The 16460-nt window shown below is 64.4% G+C and carries 14 protein-coding genes; all 14 read left to right on the top strand.

The window, feature by feature from the left end; all coding sequences use genetic code 11:
• Positions 1-47: 47 nt before the first annotated feature.
• The 14 genes from VNT00_RS01680 (at position 48) to guaB (ending at position 16364) form a co-directional block, all read left to right on the top strand.
• Positions 48-179 (top strand): entericidin A/B family lipoprotein, encoded by a 132-nt coding sequence (locus tag VNT00_RS01680; protein ID WP_325583856.1) that lies wholly within the window; start codon positions 48-50, stop codon positions 177-179.
• A 207-nt stretch (positions 180-386) separates the two neighbouring features.
• Entirely contained in the window at positions 387-665 is a 279-nt protein-coding gene (locus VNT00_RS01675) for a hypothetical protein (RefSeq protein WP_325583854.1), read from the top strand.
• Positions 662-1993: a hypothetical protein gene (locus VNT00_RS01670; RefSeq protein WP_325583852.1), complete on the top strand. Its 1332-nt coding sequence runs from the start codon at positions 662-664 to the stop codon at positions 1991-1993. The genes VNT00_RS01675 and VNT00_RS01670 overlap by 4 nt, the downstream gene beginning before the upstream one ends.
• The gene (locus tag VNT00_RS01665; RefSeq protein ID WP_325583850.1) at positions 1986-2801 is read left to right on the top strand and encodes a hypothetical protein; all 816 of its coding nucleotides are present in this window, start codon (positions 1986-1988) and stop codon (positions 2799-2801) included. The genes VNT00_RS01670 and VNT00_RS01665 overlap by 8 nt, the downstream gene beginning before the upstream one ends.
• Positions 2798-3481 (top strand): hypothetical protein, encoded by a 684-nt coding sequence (locus VNT00_RS01660; protein ID WP_325583848.1) that lies wholly within the window; start codon positions 2798-2800, stop codon positions 3479-3481. Before VNT00_RS01665 ends, VNT00_RS01660 begins: the two co-directional genes overlap by 4 nt.
• A 27-nt stretch (positions 3482-3508) precedes the next feature.
• Positions 3509-4552, top strand: coding sequence for a Flp pilus assembly protein CpaB (cpaB, locus tag VNT00_RS01655; RefSeq protein ID WP_325583905.1), 1044 nt, complete (start codon positions 3509-3511; stop codon positions 4550-4552).
• A 6-nt stretch (positions 4553-4558) separates the two neighbouring features.
• The gene (locus VNT00_RS01650) at positions 4559-5974 is read left to right on the top strand and encodes a type II and III secretion system protein family protein (protein ID WP_325583846.1); all 1416 of its coding nucleotides are present in this window, start codon (positions 4559-4561) and stop codon (positions 5972-5974) included.
• A gap of 3 nt (positions 5975-5977) precedes the next feature.
• Positions 5978-7774 (top strand): TadA family conjugal transfer-associated ATPase, encoded by a 1797-nt coding sequence (locus tag VNT00_RS01645; protein ID WP_325583844.1) that lies wholly within the window; start codon positions 5978-5980, stop codon positions 7772-7774.
• A gap of 96 nt (positions 7775-7870) precedes the next feature.
• Positions 7871-8722 carry a type II secretion system F family protein gene (locus VNT00_RS01640; protein ID WP_325583842.1) on the top strand — a complete coding sequence of 284 codons (852 nt, stop codon included), beginning with the start codon at positions 7871-7873 and terminating at the stop codon, positions 8720-8722.
• A gap of 98 nt (positions 8723-8820) precedes the next feature.
• Positions 8821-9696, top strand: coding sequence for a type II secretion system F family protein (locus tag VNT00_RS01635; protein WP_325583840.1), 876 nt, complete (start codon positions 8821-8823; stop codon positions 9694-9696).
• Positions 9690-10022, top strand: a complete 333-nt coding sequence (locus VNT00_RS01630) for a DUF192 domain-containing protein (RefSeq protein WP_325583838.1) — start codon at positions 9690-9692, stop codon at positions 10020-10022. Before VNT00_RS01635 ends, VNT00_RS01630 begins: the two co-directional genes overlap by 7 nt.
• A gap of 39 nt (positions 10023-10061) precedes the next feature.
• The gene (gene greB, locus VNT00_RS01625) at positions 10062-10634 is read left to right on the top strand and encodes a transcription elongation factor GreB (RefSeq protein ID WP_325583836.1); all 573 of its coding nucleotides are present in this window, start codon (positions 10062-10064) and stop codon (positions 10632-10634) included.
• A 69-nt stretch (positions 10635-10703) separates the two neighbouring features.
• Positions 10704-14756 (top strand): phosphoribosylformylglycinamidine synthase, encoded by a 4053-nt coding sequence (gene purL / locus VNT00_RS01620; protein WP_325583834.1) that lies wholly within the window; start codon positions 10704-10706, stop codon positions 14754-14756.
• A gap of 147 nt (positions 14757-14903) precedes the next feature.
• Entirely contained in the window at positions 14904-16364 is a 1461-nt protein-coding gene (gene guaB, locus VNT00_RS01615) for an IMP dehydrogenase (RefSeq protein ID WP_325583832.1), read from the top strand.
• Positions 16365-16460: the final 96 nt, after the last annotated feature.

The raw sequence follows: 16460 nt of genomic DNA, 5'->3' as shown, positions 1-16460 counted from the left end.
GTTTTTGTTGTTAAATCCAATCTCCAACTGACTATAAGGGGAGTTTTATGCGACTGAAGATCTTGATGCTGTTGGCGGTTGTGGGCTGCGTGGCCCTGGCTGGCTGCTCCAACACCGTTGCCGGCGCAGGCGAAGACATTTCCAACGCCGGCCACGCCATTACCAAATCGACCAAGTAATGGTTGCGGCATTGCCGCAATCCATACAGTAGTACCCGGAAACCTCCGGCATGAACTAGCCTAGTTCATGCCGGAGGTTTTTTTTGCCTTGGGGCCGCCCCAAGGCAAAAAAGCATAGACTCCCAGCGCAAATTCGCCCATCTCGGTATTTGCGAATTGTGGTCCTGGCAGCGGTGGGCCAAACTGCAAGCCTCGTAGCGTGGAATCATGGAGGCGGCGGTGCGCAAAGCTTACCCAAGACAGCGGGGTCAGGGCATGACCGAATACATCATCATCGTGGCCCTGGTGGCGGTGGCGGCCATTGCCGTCTACCAAACCTTTGGCCAGGTGGTGCGTTCGCAAACCGCTGCCATGGCCAAGGAACTTGCCGGCGAAGACGGCTCCGAGCAGTCGCGCATGGCGCAGTCGGCCGCCGAATCTGCGGCGGCGCAGACCGCGGCCAAAAGCCTTAAATCCTTTACCGGCAATGCGGGGGCGGGGCAATGAAATCCGCCGCGCGCAGGCGCCAGGCTTGCCGCAGGCAGCAGGGCCAGGCCCTGGTGCTGGGCATGTTGCTTGCAGGCGTGGCGGCTGTGGCCTTGCTGCGCTATTTTGCCGTTGGGCAGGTTGTGGCCGCCAAGGCCAGGCAACTGCACGGCCTGGATGCGGCCGCATACAGCGCGGCTCTGGTTCAGGCCCGAGCCCTGAACATGCTGTCCTACATCAATCGTGCCCAGGTTGGGCATCAGGTGGCCATGGCGCATCTGGTCACCCTGGGGTCGTGGGCCAGTCTTGGCGGTACCGAGGCTCGTCAACTTGGCACGGGCAATCCCCCCGCATATCTCATTGCCATGCTGTTCGGCGCCGACCATGGCGCGGCCTATCTGGCGGCCAGCTCGGCCTCCGGCATGGAAAACCTTGCGGCCATCCACGGCAGCCTGGCCGGCGCCTATGCGGCGCACGACCGCACCGTGCACGATGTACTGGCTGCCGTCCAGGACGAAATCGTCGCCAGTGTGCCGCAGGCAAGGCTGGCGGCTGCCCGGGCCGTCCTGGGACAGCACTATCCCGAATCCTCGAATTTCGACCTCTCCATCAGCGACGACAACTGGGAGGGCTACGTTCGGCGGTACGGGGCGCGGCAAATACTGCGGCCTTTCATCGTCGAGGCCGCGAATATGTACAAATTCCTGGGGCCGCGCAACCACACGGCAAGCAATCCATGGGTGGTGCAGGCGCGCTGCCCCTGGCTGCGCCACGAATTGCGCCGGCGCGGCGCAACCGAGCTCGACGCCTCGGGCCGCTGGCAGTCGCTGGATACCCAGTCCTTCCATGCCTTGCGATCCAATAAATGGATAGGCTGCTACTACCGCGAATATCCCATGGGGTGGGGCTGGATCCCGCCCGACCGGCAGGCTTCGGCCGGCGTGCCGCATGTCGATGATCCACCCGAGGACTTTTCGGCCCAGGATTTCTGGCGCTGGGTTCAGCAGGCAACGCAATGGGACATTGTGTTCGGCGACGCCAACCCTCTGGCCAACTCCAGGGCGGTTGCCGGCCGCCCAAGTTGGCCTGGGCGCGGGCTTGCCGACTACATCGACGTTGGCGCCGATGGCAGCCGGGGCGAGGCGCTGCGGTTTGCCGTCAGGCTGCAGCATCCCGGGCCGCAGGGGCTTACCGTTGTCACGCACAGCGCGGCGGCCACTTTTTTCGCAAGGCCCGATCCCCGGCAAGACGGGCGCCACGAACTTCCCAGCCTGTTCCACCCATATTGGCAGGCCAGGCTGGACTCAAGTGTGCCATCACAGTCCGGATCGGAGCGGCGCCATGAATAATTCCCGAATACGCCGTACTCGCCGTCGCGGCGCCGGGCGTCTCAATACTCATGCCCGCGGTCATGGGGAAAGCGGCCAGGCCTTGCTGGAAGGGATGGCGGTTATGTTGGCCCTGTTGTCGTTGTGGATTGGAAGCGCGTGGCTGTTGCGTTTCCAGGATATGGCCTTGCAAGCCTCTCATGCCAGCCGATACGCGGCATTTTCCCTGGCTCGTCACCCGGATTATCGGCCGGCCGGCGTGGTGCGCCAGTCGTTCTTCATGGGGCCGGGCCGTCAATGGCGGGACAGGCGGGGACACGAAATATTAAGCGCTTCGCGCAGCGAGGTAACGCTGCAGGTTGTGCGCGATGCCCAGCTTTCTTCCAAGGCTCAGCCGGGCGGCGATCATGCCGATGCCCGGCGCCTTCGGCGCGAGTGGCGGCTTGAGGACCCGGGCATATTTTCGGCACACGTCATCGCTGCGCCGCAGGCGGTGGGCGCGGCCGATTCCCTGCCGGACGCGTCTTTTGGGGCGGGGTTGCGTCAGTTCGACGCTTACTATCCGAGGCTGGCTCGTCATACCGCCATTTTGTCGGGCGCGGGGCATGCGTCGGGCGATCGCGATACCCAGGCCCGGGTTGGACAGTCCGCATTGGCGTGGGGCGATGCCACGGCGGCTTCTTCCGCCCTTGGCCGGCAGATTGCCGCCGCGCTAGTCGGGGTGGAAGGCGCGTGGAAGCGGCCGGCTCCGGTATTCGATTGGCTCGGGGCCTGGCAAGGCATGGTTCCGGAACAGCATTTTTCCGCCGGCACAGGGGGGCTGCCATGAATCCGCTTTCGGTGTTCTGTTTGTATATGGGAATATTGCTGTTGGCTTGTACGCCGGCGCGTGCCGATGTCGGTGCGCTCAATGAACTTGCCGGCATGGACACAGAGCGCTTTCGCTGGGCCGAGCCGCAAGCCGCGCATGTGTATGGCGTTCCCATCCACTGGCGCGAGTTTTCGTCATCCGCCGCCTTGTTTTCGACGGCCCAAAAGCTGGCCGGGCATGGCGACCGTTTCCAACGGGTCATTGCCTACAACAACAGCGTTCTTCTTACGGGCATTCGCGCCGACTGGCATTGGCTTGCGGAAATCCAGCAGCGCGCCGGAGGCGCCCACGGACGAGTTTCGATATTGCAGATCAGCCCGAAAAAGCTGGAGCATTTGCTGCAGAAGCGTTCCGGGCAAGCTTTTCCGTGGCTTTCGAAAAGTGCGCGACTGCGGTTCAGTCAGGAGTCCGAGGTGGACGGCAGGCGGGTCATGCAACAGGTTTATGGCGCCTCGCTGTCCGCCGGTGATTTCACCGCCTATCTGCAGCGGCATTTGCGCAGCAGCGGCTGGCAGCATGAGGCGCAAATGGCCTGGTGGCCCCGGGCCGAGGTCTGGCGGCGGGCGTCGTCCAGCCTGCTTGTGGCCTCCCTGCCCATGGGGCCGGACAGCGCCGTGTTCCTGCAACACATTGAATAATCCAAGTACAGGAGACAACTCGTGCGCATGCCCGTTTTCAATCGTTCCCTGGCCATGTTGCTGGTGGCCGTAGCGGCGGGCCTGTTTGCGGCATGGGCGGCCCGGCAGCACATCCAAAACCGCATCCTGCAAATCGAACACGACGCCAAGGTTCCCATGGCGCAGCGCGTGGTGGCCGCGTTCGATCTGCCTGCGGGCACCAGGCTCGATACCGAGCATCTGGCGGTCCGCCAGATGCCCGCCGCCCTGGTGTCCAGCGGCAGCATTGCTCCCGAGGGCTTTTCCAGTCTATTGGGCCATACCTTGGTTGCGCCGTTGCGCGCGGGCGATCCCATATTGCCGGTGCATACGGCACGCGCGCGCAGCGCTCCGTTTTCAGACCAGCTCGGCAATGGCCGCCGGGCAATTACGATGCCGGTGGATGCCATCAATTCGGTGTCCGGGCTGCTGGAACCCGGCGATTTCATCGATCTGTATGTATCGTTCGAGCATCAGCGCCGGCGCGTTACTGCACCGCTATTGCAAGGAGTGCTGGTGTTGGCGACCGGCGGCAACACCCGGCCAGGCAGCGATGGGCCCGGATCCGCGGCCGAGATCTATTCCACAGTAACTCTCGATACTTCTCCCGAAGACGCAATCAAGCTGGTGGCAGCCAGGCAAAGCGGCACCATTACCGCCTTGCTGCGGCGTCCCGACGACCACCGTTCCGACCCAAGGGCGGTACGCGGCGATCTTGCCAGCCTTATTGGTGTTGGCGCTGCTGCTCCCGCTATTGCGGCAAAGCCCAAGAGGGCGCCCGTCATCTATGGCAATCAGGCCGCACGCAGCGTACCGGCCCTGCGCCCCTCCAGTGCAGGCCGCGCGGCACCTTCGAACAACGGCGTCTTCAACCTGCCGTACACCCCCGAGCTTGTCAGTGCGTGGCTTGGCGCCCAAAAGGGCAGGTCGGGTTCGCCGGCATCCGATCCGCAGCTTTCCAGTTTGCGCGATCTCTTCGCGTTCGAGCCGCCGCAGGTATTGTCCGAATCGGGCTATTCCCTCCATGGCGCCTCCGGGTTCGATGAAGAGTGACGCGGCATGAAGGCGTTTCTGTGCGCGGTTGTGTTCGGCATATCGGCGTCGCTGGCCTGGAGTCCTTGCGCAGGCGCACGCTCCGAAGTCTTGCTGCGGATGCAGGTGGGCGAAGTCAAGGTGCTGGCGGTGCCTGATGTGGCTCGGGTTGCCGTGGGTGATGGCCACGTGCTCAATGCCGTCACCACGGAAGAAAAAGAGGTCATTGTGTTCGCGCGACACGAAGGGGCAAGCGCGGTGCATATCTGGTCGGCCAACGGCCAGCGCCATCGTTATCAGGTCGAGGTGGCTCCCGAAGGCTCCCGGCAGATACAGCACGAATTGCGCCAGGTGCTGGAACGCATTCCCAATGTGCGCATTTCCACGGTGGGCGACAAGCTGCTGGTCGAGGGCGACGATTTGTCCGATGGCGATCGTGAGAGGGTGGCGGCATTGAGCAAGCGCTATCCGCAATTGCTCGATTTCACCAGCCAGGTGGGCTGGGACCACATGGTGCTCCTGGATGTCCAGGTGGTCGAGGTGCCGCGCTCTCAATTGCAGGAGTGGGGCGTGCGCTGGGGACGGGAAACCGAGGGCGGTTTCAATGCGGGACTGGCCTGGGACGCCGGCTCTGGAAAGCTGGCGGAGCGGCCCGGGGAATCCGTCGTGCTCCTGCCTTATTCCGGGGCCGCCATGGCCGGCTATTTTGGTATCAATGCGGTATTGTCGGCCCGAATCGATGCATTGGCGCAGACAGGAACTGCAGTCGTTCTGGCGCAACCGCAGCTGTTGGCGCGAAGCGGGGCGACCGCCGAATTCCTCGCCGGAGGCGAGGTGCCTTATTCCACCACCGACGCCAACGGAAACACGAATACCGTCTTCAAGCCTTATGGCGTATCGCTGCGCATCACGCCGCAGATAGAGCGCAACGGCGCGGTGCGCTCGCACATCGAGGTCGAGGTCAGTTCCGTGGATACCACCCTGTCCGTTCCCAATGGTCCGTCGCTCAAGACGCGCCGGGCGTCGACCGAGTTCAATGTCCGCTCGGGTCAAACTTTGGTGCTGGCGGGTTTCCTGTCGCGCGAGGAGTCGCGCAATGTCAGCAAGCTGCCGGGCCTGGGCGATATTCCCGTACTTGGCGAACTCTTCAAATCCACCCGTTTTCAGCACAGCGAAACCGAGCTGGCGATTTTCGTGACGCCGATCGTGGTCGTTCCCGACCATCCCGATCTGATGCAGCGCATACGCCACGCCAACGAAATCCTGCACACGACGTTCAAGGCGAATGAACTCATCAACGTACCGGTGCGAGCTCCTGTCGCCTTGCCCGAGCCGTCCGGCGGACATGCATCGTCGGGCTGGAACCCGTATCGGGGCAAGGGTTCGCAATGGAGTGAAGGCGCTGGCGGCCGCCCCGGCAATCCGCGACGTTTTGGAGAATAAACCATGCTGGAGCTTGAATTGCGTTTCGAAGGCGGCGCCACGCGCATGCAGGCCGTTGCGCTGCCTTGCGATATCGGGCGCGCAACGCAAAGCCACCTCAGGTTTTCGTCATGGCGCGTCGCCAGGCACCACGCCCGCCTCGAGCAGGGCGAGGACGGCGCCTATATCGAAGACTTTGGCTCGCTTTCGGGCACCTGGGTCAATGGGGCGCGCATTACCCGCTATGGGCCTTTGTGCCCCGGTGACGAAATCGTCATCGGGCCTTGCCTGATTTGCGTGCGCGCAGGCCCTGGCGCCGCAGCGCTGGCTGTTTTGCCCGATCTGCCAAAGCAGCCGGCCGGGGCGTCTGGCCTGGCAGCCGGACATGACGCTCAGACCCTCGAAACCTGCCAAATGTGGGCGTCGCCAAACCCGTTCCAGGGCGCCCGCGAACAGAGCGTTGCCGAGGTGTCCGGCGCTACGCCCGCGGCCGAGGTTTCTTTATTGCAGCACAGGCGCCGGCTGCATGCGGAGTTGCTCGAGGCGCTCGACTTGCGCCGCCGCGATATCGCCGGCATGAGCGATGCGGCGCTGCGGGCCGAAGCCACGGCGGCTTTGTCCAACATCATCCAGGACGATCACGAATTGCCGGAAAGTGTCGATCGGCGGGGGTTGCTTCAGGAAGTCGTCAACGAGGCCGTGGGTCTGGGGCCATTGGAGCCTCTTCTGGACGACCCCGAAATCAGCGAAATCATGGTCAATCGCCACGATGAGATCTATGTCGAATCGGCTGGCCGGCTCAGGCGCCATCGCATGACCTTCAGCAGCGAGCAAGCTGTTCTGGGCGTCATTGAACGCATTGTGTCGCCATTGGGGCGCCGCATCGACGAAAGCTCGCCCATGGTGGACGCGCGGCTGCGCGACGGGTCGCGCGTCAACGCGGTGATCCCCCCCGTTGCATTGCGCGGCGCAAGCCTTACCATACGCAAGTTTCCCCAACGCCGCCTGCAGATGCAGGATTTACTGGCGGTGGGGGCGCTTAGCCCTGCCATGGGCGAGTTCCTGCAGGCTTGTGTCGTACAGCGCAAGAACATCATCGTTTCGGGTGGAACAGGCTCCGGCAAGACCACCTTGCTCAATATTCTTTCGAACTGCATACCCGCCGGCGAACGCATCGTCACCATCGAAGATGCCGCCGAACTGCGGCTGGCGCATCAGAACCTTGTTGCCCTGGAGGCCAGGCCGCCCAATCTGGAAGGGCGCGGCCGAATCGAGATCCGCGATCTGGTGCGCAATGCCCTGCGCATGCGGCCGGACCGCATCGTCATCGGCGAGTGCCGCGGTGCTGAAACCTTCGACATGCTGAGCGCAATGAATACGGGCCACGAAGGGTCGCTGACCACGCTGCATGCCAATAGTCCGCGTGACGCCCTGGCACGGCTGGAAACCATGATCTTGATGGCCGGCATGGATCTGCCCCTGCAGGCTGTGCGCGAACACATTTCGGCAAGCATTCATATTCTGGTGCAGCAGGCGCGATTAAGCGACGGCCGGCGCGTCGTCACGGCCATTGTCGAGGTCACCGGCATGGAAAGCGGGCGTATCCAGACTCAGGAACTGTTCCGGTACAGGGAGGGACAGGCGGGGCAAGCCCATGCGTTTTTCGGCTGCGGCGCCATGCCCGAATGCTTTTCTTCCCAGGATCTTGCACGGGCCGGTTTGGGTGCCGAGCTGTTTTCGGAGCATTCCATATTGCACGAGGCGTCGGCGGCGTTCCCGCCTTTGGCGTCTTCAGGCGTTGAAGTGAAGTATGCCAATTGACCACGCGCCAAAGCGCAAGCCTCGGCCCTTGGGCCGAGGTTTTTCACCAAACCGCACATTGGAACTAGGCAATACAGATGAAGGAGTCGGGAAGCCATGTTGCTGACAGCCGTTGCCATGCTTGCGGTCGCGATCTCGGTGTGTGCGGCCGCCTGGTTCGCCCAGGGCTGGGCCGCCCGGGCGTTCCAGAACTATCGCGCCGCGTTCCAGCGTCAGGCGGTGGATCGCCTGAGCGAGTTTTTCCTGTTTCTGGATCCATCCCAGCTATGGGCGGCCAACCTGGCGGTTTGCGCAGGCCTGGCCGTATTCCTCTATGTCGCGACGGGCAATGCCTGGCTGGCGCTTTTGGCCGCGGCAGCCGCCTTGCTTGCTCCGCGTTTCGTTCTTGCACGCATGAAACGAATGCGCCTGCAGCGGTTCGACGAACAATTGCCCGATCTGCTGCTTTCCCTCGCCGGGGCGCTGCGCGCCGGTTCCGGAGTGCAGGCGGCCTTGCGCCACCTCGTGACCCAGGCGCCGCCTCCGCTGGGCCAGGAGTTCGGCCAGATGCTGCGCGAGCAGCGCATGGGGGTGTCCTTCGAGCAGGCCCTGGCGCAACTGCACCGGCGCATGCCCACCGAAGGCATGGGGCTTTTGGCGTCGGCGCTGACCATTGCTGTTCAAAGCGGCGGCAACCTGGCCGAAACCCTGGAGCGCATCAGCGCCACCCTGAGGGCCCGGTTGCATCTGCTGGGCCGCGTCAGGGCCTTGACTTCCCAGGGCCGGCTCCAGGCCTGGATCGTGGCGGCCCTGCCATTCGTCTTGGCCTTGGCGCTCGAATGGCTGGACCCTGAGTCCATGGCCTTGCTGTGGCACACCCCGGCGGGCTGGGGCGTGCTGGCGACGGTGGCTGGCCTGGAGCTGGCAGGGGTGCTGTTCATACGCCGCATCGTCAATATCGCCATTTAAAGGGTTAACGAAGTTTCGGCCATTCGGCCTGCCACGGGAGCCGCGGGTTTGATGGATTGCGAAGACTGTTTCTTCAGGGGTCGTCTTGGGAGCCTCTTATGCTGTTCTGGACAAGTTGCATATTGGCCGGCCTGTCGCTTTGTCTGGCCATGCGGGTCGCCACGGGGCCGCTGTCGCGCCGTTCCCCGCCTATCGAGACCGATAAAACCCGGCTTTTGCTGAGGCTGTCCTGGCCCTGGGTCAATGCGCTGGCGCCGGCATGCAATCTTCTGCTTTCGTGGCGCCGGCGGCAATCCCTGGCCAGGCGCTTGCTGGTTGCGGGCATCGAGCCCTTGTACAGGCCCGAGCACATCTTCGCCATGCAGGGCCTGGCCGCCCTGGTGCTGGCCGCGTTGGCGGCTCTCGTCCTGAACTGGTGTTTCTCGCCCGGCTTTTTCACGGCTGTGTTCTACAGCCTGCCTGCCGCGCTGGCTGGTTTTGGATGGCCGCTTTACTGGCTTGGGGAGCAGGGCGCGGCGCGACAGCGGCATATGTTGCGGGAGTTGCCTTTCTTGCTGGACATGACGACCTTATGTGTGGAGGCTGGGCTCAATTTGCAGGGCGCGCTGCAACAGGCCGCGCATCATGGCCCTGTCGGGCCGTTGCGGCAAGAGCTTCGCCATGCGCTGGCGGATATGCGCGCCGGCATGCCGCGCCTGGAGGCCATGCATCGCATGGCGGCGCGCACGGGCTTGCCTCCCTTGCGGCAATTGGCCACTTCCCTGGGCCAGGCCGACCAGCTAGGCATGAGCCTGGGGCCTCTGTTGCGCGCCCAGGCCGAACAGCGCCGCAGCGAACGTTTCCTACGCGCTGAAAAGCTGGCGCTGGAAGCTCCCGTGAAAATGCTGTTCCCCATGGTCTTCTGCATTTTTCCCTGCACCTTCCTGATTATCGGCTTTCCGGTGGCGGCCAAATTGCTGGAGGCGTCGTGGTAGGCCGGGGCGCGGCAACGCCGCTGACTCTGTATCGCGCAACCGGGTTCTGGGCGCGGCTGCGCGGCCTGCATGCCTTGCCCCGTCTTGCCGGGCACACGGGGCTGTGGCTGCACCCTTGCCATGCCGTCCACACCTTCGGGCTGGCTTATGCCATCGACCTGGTTTTTCTGGATGCCCGGCACGATGTTGTCAGGACTGTTGCCTGGGTGCCTCCCAATCGAATGGCGGTTTGCCTGGGCGCCCGTTCGGTGGTGGAACTGCCGGCCGGCTATTGCGCCGGCAATGCTGATTACCCATCCGCGATCCGGCGGGCTTTAGTAGAATGAATCTTGTGTATTTGAATTCCATGGGTGGCGGTTGGTGTTATGAACAAAGCGTTTGTCAAAGAATCCGACGACGAGGGCGATGACGATCTCGGCCCGGAAACCGTGCGCCTGCCGGCCGGCACCAAGAACTACATGACGACGGGCGGCTATAAAAAGCTGCGGGCCGAACTGGCCCGCCTTATGAACGAAGAGCGCCCCGAGGTGGTGCAGATCGTGTCGTGGGCGGCCTCCAACGGCGACCGCTCTGAAAACGGCGACTACCTGTACGGCAAGAAGCGTCTGCGCGAAATCGACCGGCGCATGCGCTTCCTGACCAAGCGGCTGGAAATCGCCGAAGTGGTCGATCCGGCCACCCAGCCCAATAAGGACCAGGTGTTCTTCGGGGCCACGGTGCTGTATTCGGACAAGGCCGGCGAGGAGTTCCGCGTCACCATCGTGGGCGTGGACGAAGCCGAGCCCCTGCAGGGCAAGATCAGCTGGATATCGCCGGTGGCGCGGGCGCTGACCAAGGCGCGCGAGGGCGATACGGTCACGCTGCGCACGCCGGCGGGCGCCGACGAGCTGGACATCCTGGAAATCAGCTATCCCGAGGCGGACGAACAGGGCGACTGACGCCAAGCGCACCCCGGGTTAACCCGTTAAAATGGCAGTCTTCATTCCCTCTCTCATCTGCGCCCGACCGTGACTTCCATTCAGCATTTCCTTGGTTCTTGTGTTTTGTCCACATTTCGCCGCGAGCGCCTGCTGAAGCGATTTGCCCAATTGGGGTTGCCGGTGGGCGACATCCAGGGCCGGTACGAGCATTATGTGTGGCTGGAATCCGAGCTGGGCGCCGACGAGAAAAAACGCCTGCTGGCCTTGCTGACCTACGGCGAGGGGCTGGGCGCGCCGGCCGAAGACAAGAATACGCTGGTGCTGCGGGTGGTGCCGCGTTTCGGCACGGTTTCGCCCTGGGCCAGCAAGGCCACCGATATCGCGCATAATTGCGGCTTGCCGGGGGTGCGCCGCATCGAGCGCGGCATCCGCTACGCGGTCAAGCCGGCGCGCGGCCTGCTGGGCGCGCACACCATCAAGCCCGAGCAGCTTGCGCAAATCGCCGCCTGCCTGCACGACCGTATGACTGAAACGGTGGTGGACGCCGCCTTCGACGGCGCGCCGTTGTTCGCCTCGCTGCCGGGCAAGCCCATACAAACCGTCGATATCCTCGGGCGCGGCCAGGATGCCTTGCTGGAAGCCAATCGCGCGCTGGGCCTGGCCCTGTCGGACGACGAAGTGGAGTACCTGTGCCAGGCCTTTGCACAGCTTCAGCGCAACCCCTCCGACGTCGAGTTGATGATGTTCGCGCAGGCCAACAGCGAGCATTGCCGCCATAAAATCTTCAACGCCCAGTGGGTCATCGACGGCGCGGCGCAGCCCAACACCTTGTTCGGCATGATACGTGCCACCCACGCCGCCCAGCCCGAGGGCACGGTGGTGGCGTATTCGGACAACGCCGCCATTATGCAGGGCGGCGCAGCCACCTTGTTCTACGCGGGCCAGCCGCGGGCGGAAGCCGCCGCGGGCGCCACGGCCTATGGCCACCACCAGGCCCAGGTGCATACCCTGATGAAGGTGGAAACCCATAACCATCCCACCGCCATTGCGCCGTTTCCCGGCGCGGCCACGGGTGCCGGCGGCGAGATCCGCGACGAGGGCGCAACCGGCAGGGGCTCCAAGCCCAAGGCCGGGCTTACGGGCTTTACCGTGTCCAATCTGCGTTTCGACGACGCGCCCGAGCCCTGGGAAGACGACTCCCACGGCATCCCCGAGCGCATCGCTAGTCCGCTGGACATCATGATCGAAGGCCCTATCGGCGGCGCGGCGTTCAACAACGAATTCGGCCGCCCGAACCTGCTGGGCTATTTCCGTACTTTCGAGCAAACGGCCGGGGATCGGCGCTGGGGCTATCACAAGCCCATCATGATTGCCGGCGGCCTGGGCAGCATCGACGCCCGGCTCACGCACAAAGACCCCATTCCTCCGGGGGCGCTGCTCATCCAGTTGGGCGGCCCGGGCATGCGCATCGGCATGGGCGGCGGCGCGGCGTCCAGCATGAGCGTGGGCGCCAACAGCGTCGAGCTGGACTTCGATTCGGTGCAGCGCGGCAACCCCGAGATCGAGCGCCGCGCGCAAGAGGTCATCGACCGATGCTGGCAGCAGGGCGAGCAAAACCCCATCATCGCCATCCACGACGTGGGGGCGGGGGGCTTGTCCAATGCGTTTCCCGAGCTCGTGAACGACGCGGGCCGCGGCGCCGTCTTCGACCTGAAGCAGGTGCATCTTGAAGAGTCCGGCCTCTCTGCCGCTGAAATCTGGAGCAACGAAGCGCAAGAGCGCTATGTCCTGGCCGTGTCGCCGCAAGACCTGCCGCGCTTCGACATCATTGCGCGCCGCGAACGCTGCCCGTATGCGGTGGTGGGCGTGGCCACCGAAGAGCGCCAGTTGCGCGTCACGAACGGCGAAGGTTTGCCGGGCGTGGCCGAGGCGCCGGCGGCGGGGCCGGACGAAGACATTCGCCCGGTCGATGTGCCCATCGACGTCATCCTGGGCAAGCCGCCGCGCATGACGCGCGACGTGCAGCGCCTGGAGGGGGTTTCGCAGGCCCTGGATCTTACGGTCATTCCGCTGGAAGAGGCTGTCGAGCGGGTGCTGCGCCACCCCACGGTGGCCAACAAGAATTTCCTCATTACCATCGGCGACCGTTCGGTGGGCGGCCTGAGCAGCCGCGATCAAATGGTGGGTCCGTGGCAGGTGCCGGTGGCCGATTGCGCCGTCACCCTGGCGGATTTCGAAGGCGTGCGCGGCGAAGCCATGGCCATGGGCGAACGCACCCCCATCGCCATGCTGGATGCGGCCGCCTCCGGGCGCATGGCCGTGGCCGAGGCGCTGACCAACCTAGTTGCCAGCGACGTGCAGTCGCTGAAAGACGTCAAGCTGTCGGCCAACTGGATGGCGGCCTGCGGCGTGCCGGGCCAGGATGCGGCCCTGTACGACACGGTCGCCGCCGTCAGCGACTGGTGCCAGCGGCTTGGCCTGTCGATTCCCGTGGGCAAGGATTCCCTGTCGATGCGCACGGCCTGGGATGCGGCCGACGGCAAGCGCGAGGTGGTGTCGCCGGTTTCGCTGATCGTCACGGCCTTTGCGCCCGTGGCCGACGTGCGCCAGACCCTCACCCCGCAACTGTGCACCGATGCGGGCGCCACGGTGCTGATCCTGGTCGACCTGGGCCTGGGGAAGAAGCGGCTGGGCGGCTCCATCCTGGCCCAGGCGTTCAATCAGGTGGGGCAGTCCGCGCCCGACATCGACGATGCCGAAGCGCTGGCCGCCTTCTTTACTGTGATTCGCCAACTGAACAAGAATGGGCATTTGCTGGCTTATCACGACCGTTCCGACGGCGGTCTGCTGGCCACGGTGTGCGAAATGGCCTTCGCCGGCCGCGTCGGCGTGTCGGTCAACCTGGACATGCTGACCATCGATCCCAATGTGTCGGATTGGGGCGACTACAAGATCCGCCCCGAACAGGTGTCGGTGCAGCGCGACGAAATCACGCTGCAGGCCTTGTTTGCGGAGGAAGCCGGCGCCGTCATCCAGGTTCCCGCCGGGCAGCGCGACACCGTCTTGCAGCAGTTGCGGGCGGCGGGCCTTTCCGCGCATTCGCATGTGCTGGGCGGTTTGAACACGCAGGACGAAATCCAGTTCTACCGCGACGGCAAGTGCATCTACCAGAAGCCGCGCGTCGAACTGGCGCAGCACTGGAGCGAAGTCAGCCGGCGCATCATGGAAAGGCGCGACAACCCCGCCTGCGCCCAGGCCGAATTCGACGTCTGGAAGAACGCCGACGACCCGGGCTTTGCCCCAGTTGTCTATTTCGACCCGCAGGAAGATATTGCCGCGCCTTTCATTGCCACGGGCAAGCGCCCCAAAATAGCCATACTGCGCGAACAGGGCTGCAACAGCCAGGTCGAAATGGCCTGGGCCTTCGACAAGGCCGGGTTCGAGGCCTGGGACGTGCACATGACCGACCTGCTGTCCGGCCGTATACGCCTGGAAGACGTGCAGGGCATGGTGGCAGTGGGCGGCTTCAGCTACGGCGACGTACTGGGCGCCGGCGAAGGCTGGGCGCGGACCATACGCTTCAACCAGCAATTGTCGGATCAGTTTTCCGCGTATTTTGCGCGCCCCGACACCTTTGCGCTGGGCGTGTGCAATGGCTGCCAGATGATGGCGGCCCTGTCCAGCATGATTCCGGGCGCCGAGCACTGGCCGCGCTTTACCCGCAATCAATCCGAAAAATACGAGGCGCGCCTGTCCATGGTCGAGGTTGCCGACTCGCCCTCGCTGTTCTTCAAAGGCATGGCCGGCGCCCGCATCCCCATTGCCGTGGCCCACGGCGAAGGCTACGCCAACTTCGGCCTGCAGGGCAAGGCGTCGCATGTGGCGCGGGTGCTGAGCTTCGTGGACAACCGGGGCAATCCCACGGAAACCTACCCCTACAATCCCAATGGCAGCGCGGACGGCCTGACTGGCGTCACCACGGCCGACGGCCGCTTCACCGTGATGATGCCGCATCCCGAGCGCGTGACGCGCAACGTCATGATGTCGTGGTCGCCCAAGCGTTGGGGCGAACACGACAGCGGCGGCGACGCCAGCCCCTGGCTGCGCATGTTCCGCAACGCGCGGGTCTGGCTCGGGTAGGCGGCGGGAAGGGCGTTCGCTCCTTGCCCGGAGCGGCGCCCCGGCAGGCTGGTTTCATGGACCCATGCCCTGCCGTTCCACAGGGCGGGACGCTAGGATGCCCGCCCGGATAAGCGTATAATCTTGCTTTGCGTACGGAGCTATCTAATGCGTCTCATCAAAAAAGCGCTCACCTTCGACGATGTGTTGTTGGTCCCCGCCTATTCCGAGGTCCTGCCTCGCGACACTTCCCTGGTCACCCAGTTCACGCGTTCCATTTCCCTGAATATCCCGCTGGTTTCGGCTGCCATGGACACCGTGACCGAATCGCGCTTGGCCATCGCCATGGCGCAAGAGGGCGGCATCGGCATCATCCATAAAAACCTCAGTGCCGACGAGCAGGCCCGCGAAGTGGCCCGGGTCAAGCGCCACGAATTCGGCATCGTCATCGACCCCGTCACCGTTACCCCGGCCATGAAGGTGCGCGATGCCATCGCCCTGCAGCGCCAGCACGGCATTTCGGGCCTGCCTGTGGTGGAAGGCGGCAAGCTGGTCGGCATCGTCACCAACCGCGACCTGCGCTTCGAAGACCGCCTCGATGTTCCGCTGCGTGACGTCATGACGCCGCAGGAACGCCTCATCACCATGCCCGAAGGCGCAACGCTGGAGCAGGCCCAATCCCTCATGCACCAGCACCGGCTCGAGCGCGTGCTCATCGTCAACGACAAATTCGAGCTGCGCGGCCTGGCCACGGTCAAGGACATCGTCAAGAACACCGAACACCCCTTCGCCGCCAAAGACGCCCAGGGCCAGTTGCGCGTGGGCGCGGCGGTCGGTGTGGGCGACGGCACCGAAGAGCGCGTCGAAAAGCTGGCCAATGCCGGCGTCGACGTCATCGTGGTCGATACCGCCCACGGCCACTCGGCCGGCGTCATCGAGCGCGTGCGCTGGGTCAAGAAAAACTACCCGCGCGTTCAGGTGGTGGGCGGCAACATCGCCACGGCGGAAGCCGCGCAGGCCCTGGTCGAGGCCGGCGCCGATTGTGTCAAGGTCGGCATCGGCCCCGGCTCCATCTGCACCACGCGTATCGTGGCCGGCGTGGGCGTGCCGCAAATCACGGCCATTGCCGACGTGGCCAAGGCGCTGGAAGGCACGGGCGTGCCGCTCATCGCCGACGGCGGCATCCGCTATTCGGGCGATGTGGCCAAGGCGCTGGCGGCGGGCGCTTTCACCTGCATGATGGGCGGCATGTTCGCCGGCACCGAAGAAGCGCCGGGCGAGGTCGTGCTGTTCCAGGGCCGCTCATACAAGTCGTATCGCGGCATGGGCAGCGTCGGCGCCATGAGCGACGGCTCGGCCGACCGCTATTTCCAGGATCCCGCCAACAATGCCGACAAGCTCGTGCCCGAGGGCATCGAAGGCCGCGTGCCCTACAAGGGCAGCGTCATCGCCATCATCTATCAATTGGTGGGTGGCATCCGGGCTTCCATGGGCTATTGCGGCTGCGCCTCCATCGAGCAAATGCGCACCAAGGCCGAATTCGTTGAAATCACTTCGGCGGGCGTGCGCGAGTCGCACGTGCACGACGTGCAAATCACCAAAGAGGCGCCGAACTACCGGGCCGATTGATGCCGTTCACGAAGCCGGCCGCCACATGGCCGGCTTCTTTCATTCATGTCAAACCATCGGCCGGATCGGCGTCTGCAAAGCGCGAGCCGGCCTTGT

Origin of the sequence: Eoetvoesiella sp. (assembly GCF_035555955.1) — a bacterium.
GTDB lineage: Bacteria > Pseudomonadota > Gammaproteobacteria > Burkholderiales > Burkholderiaceae_B > Eoetvoesia.
The sequence above is the reverse complement of the archived record's forward strand: the minus strand, read 5'-3'. Positions and strand labels throughout refer to the sequence as shown.